Annotated in this window: 2 protein-coding genes and 1 pseudogene; all 3 read right to left on the bottom strand. The window is 46.7% G+C overall.

The features are described 5' to 3' along the window. Positions 1-142: 142 nt before the first annotated feature. A complete protein-coding gene (locus AC5JLB_RS21965) occupies positions 143-739 on the bottom strand; it encodes a cytochrome c oxidase subunit 3 (protein WP_495875956.1) in 597 nt (198 codons plus the stop codon). 56 nt (positions 740-795) lie between these two features. Then, positions 796-2,267 (bottom strand): annotated as a pseudogene (locus tag AC5JLB_RS21960) (cytochrome c oxidase subunit I). Between the two features lie 173 nt (positions 2,268-2,440). Then, a complete protein-coding gene (locus tag AC5JLB_RS21955; protein WP_495875955.1) occupies positions 2,441-2,908 on the bottom strand; it encodes a hypothetical protein in 468 nt (155 codons plus the stop codon). Positions 2,909-2,975 lie beyond the last annotated feature (67 nt).

The raw sequence follows: 2,975 nt of genomic DNA, 5'->3' as shown, positions 1-2,975 counted from the left end.
ACTGAGTGAGCTTTTTTACTGTTTACCAGACTTCTCAAACATCCTCTAAGGCTGAATTTTATGATTTAGGGATGGGTCAACTTTGCAAGCCGATCGCGCTAAGAACTGAGTATTTCTCCTTACTCAGCACCTTTAAAGACAGCTACCAGATATAAAGTAATAAAAATAAGACAATCCAGATCACATCAACAAAATGCCAGAATAGGGAAACAGCACTGGCTCCTTGATGACCAGCATTGTAATTACCGGGGACCAGAGAACGGAAATATATATACAGCAATAAGGTCACGCCAGTGAGAACGTGCAATCCGTGAAAGCCAGTCAGAAGATAGAAGGTTGCACCCGCTAGTCCTGCATCCAGACCAAAAGGCATATTGCGCCATTCAATGACCTGTCCAACCAAAAAAATTACGCCCAATACAACAGTCAGTAACCACAAGCGACGGAATTTGATCAGTCGGTGGCGATCGAGGGCGCGTTCTGCAAAATAAATCACGGCACTACTGGATATCAAAATCGCGGTATTTATCGCTGCTCTAGGAATGTCTAATCCAGTAACACCCACTGGAAACCAATTTGGGGTTTTCCAACGCAGCAGCGCATAGGTGACAAAAAAGCTAACAAAAATAATGCTTTCTGATAGTAGGAACACTGGAAAACCAAAGGTGAGATTATCTCGTTTGGAAATTGAGTGGATATTATCTGGAGATAAATTCTTTGAGTTGATTGGGTTTTGCATCACTGACTCCTGAGAAAAAGTTAATAGCGATACATAAAAAGAGGATGGATCGACGGTCAATGGTGAGATTCCCCATAACCATAAGGTTCGGAAGTAACTGTCGGAATTTCTTCAAAGTTTTCGATCGGTGGTGGTGAGGCGACTGTCCACTCTAATCCAGTCGCATTCCAGGGATTGTTCGGTGCTTTGCGCCCCCGTAACCAGGAACTCATCATATTGGCAATAAAAGGTAAGGTGGACATCCCTAGTAGAAAAGCTCCCAAGCTGGCAATCACATTCCATCCCGTGTACTGCGGGTCGTAGGATGCAATGCGGCGCACCATTCCCTGTAAACCGAGCGGGTGCATCGGAAAGAAGTTAAGGTTTGCGCCAATAAAGGTGAGCCAGAAGTGCAGCTTGCCCCATCCTTCGGAATACATCCGTCCAGTGATTTTGGGAAACCAGTAGTAGATTCCGGCGTAAATTGCCATTGTTACCATGTTGAAAACCACATAATGAAAGTGACCCACCACAAAGTGAGTATTATTCACATGAATGTCAAAGGGTACAGCAGCCAGCATCACCCCGGTAATCCCTGCGAATAAAAACATCGCCACACCGCCTAACGCAAACAGCATCGGGGTCTGAAAATGCAGCTTACCTCGCCAAACAGTCGCAGTCCAGGCAAACACTTTGATTCCGGTAGGCACTGCAACTAGCATTGATGTTGTCATGAATACGATTCGCATCCAGTTTGGGGTGGCACTAGCAAACATGTGATGTACCCAAACCAGCGTACTGATTGCACTAATGAGCAGAGAGGAAACGGCGACGGTTTTATAGCCAAACAGAGGTTTACGGGCAAAGACAGGGAGAACCTCTGAGAAGACTCCAAAGGCGGGCAATGCCATAACGTATACAGCAGGATGAGAGTAAAACCGAATAAGTGCTGGTAAATGACTGGATCACCCTGCTTAAAGGGGCTGAAAAAGTTTGTGCCCAGGGAAAGATCGAACAGCAGCATAATCACTGCACCCGTAAGGGCGGGTAGACAAAACAGTTGCAGCAGTTGAGCGCTGAGCGTTGTCCAAACATAAACTGGCATCCGAAAGAACGTCATCCCCGGTGCCCGCATTTGAAAAATGGTCGTAACCAGGTTCACACCGCCCATGATGGACGATAATCCAGAGATTGCCACTGCTAGTAACCAGATGAATTCCCCGTTCATCAAATGTCCCGACGGATTCTGGATGCTCACGGGAGGATACGACCACCAACCTGCTTGAGCCGCACCACTGGGTAGGAAAAAGCTGGATAACAGCAAAATTCCCACAGCTGGAATCAGCCAGAAGGCGATCGCATTCAACACCGGAAACGCCGTCTCTCTCGCTCCAATCATTAGCGGCACTAGATAATTTGCTAGTCCCACGTTCGCCGGAAAGATCCACAGAAAGATCATAATCGTGCCGTGCATCGTGAACAGCCCGTTGTAAAGAGAGCGATCGACTACATCTAATTGCGGCGTGAGCAGTTCAGCACGCACAATCATGGCGAGTAAACCGCCAATCAGGAAGAAGAGAAATGCGGTGACTAAATACTGAACACCAATCACCTTATGGTCAGTGTTAAAGCTGAAATAACGTTTCCAACCCATTTGTTCAGGCTGAAGCGGCTCGCTAATACCTTCAATAGAAATGTTCGACATCACTTACCTTCTTAATGTTATTTGTTCACGACGGGAGGCTGGGCAGGGGGAACAGTGCGCCAATTGCTGCGCAGTGGGATTGCAGGAGGTTGAATATGTTCAGATTTTGCTGGATTTACTGCCGGAACAAGTGGACGGATAGCAGCTTCAGCTAACCATTGGCTGTAGCGTTCAGGAGCATCGACGTACACGCTTGCTTCCATGAGAGCAAAGTAAGTCCCGCTAAATTGAGAATCATGCAGTTGATATCGACCAATGCGATTAGGAGTAAATTTGAACGCGATCGACTCGTTTGGAATAATGTCTTGTTTAATGCGGAAATTAGGAACATAAAAGCCATGCACCACATCTTCAGACTGCAAGATCAGGTGAACGGGTCGGTTGACGGGAAGATGTAATTCTGTGCTAGTAACATTTTGATTCGGATAGCGGAACGACCAAGACCACTGTTTAGCAATCACCTCAATTTGTTCAGCAGGCTGCATGTTACCAAGAACCTTACGGGGTGACAGCAAGAGTAGAAGTTAGTCAGGATGGCGGACGAGGAGGATT

Source organism: Myxacorys chilensis, from assembly GCF_059505265.1.
The sequence above is the reverse complement of the archived record's forward strand: the minus strand, read 5'-3'. Positions and strand labels throughout refer to the sequence as shown.

Excerpts from the sequence above, each read along its gene's own strand:
- AC5JLB_RS21965 (WP_495875956.1), bottom strand. The coding sequence starts at position 739 with ATGCAAAACCCAATCAACTCAAAGAATTTATCTCCAGATAATATCCAC.
- AC5JLB_RS21955 (WP_495875955.1), bottom strand. The coding sequence starts at position 2,908 with ATGCAGCCTGCTGAACAAATTGAGGTGATTGCTAAACAGTGGTCTTGG.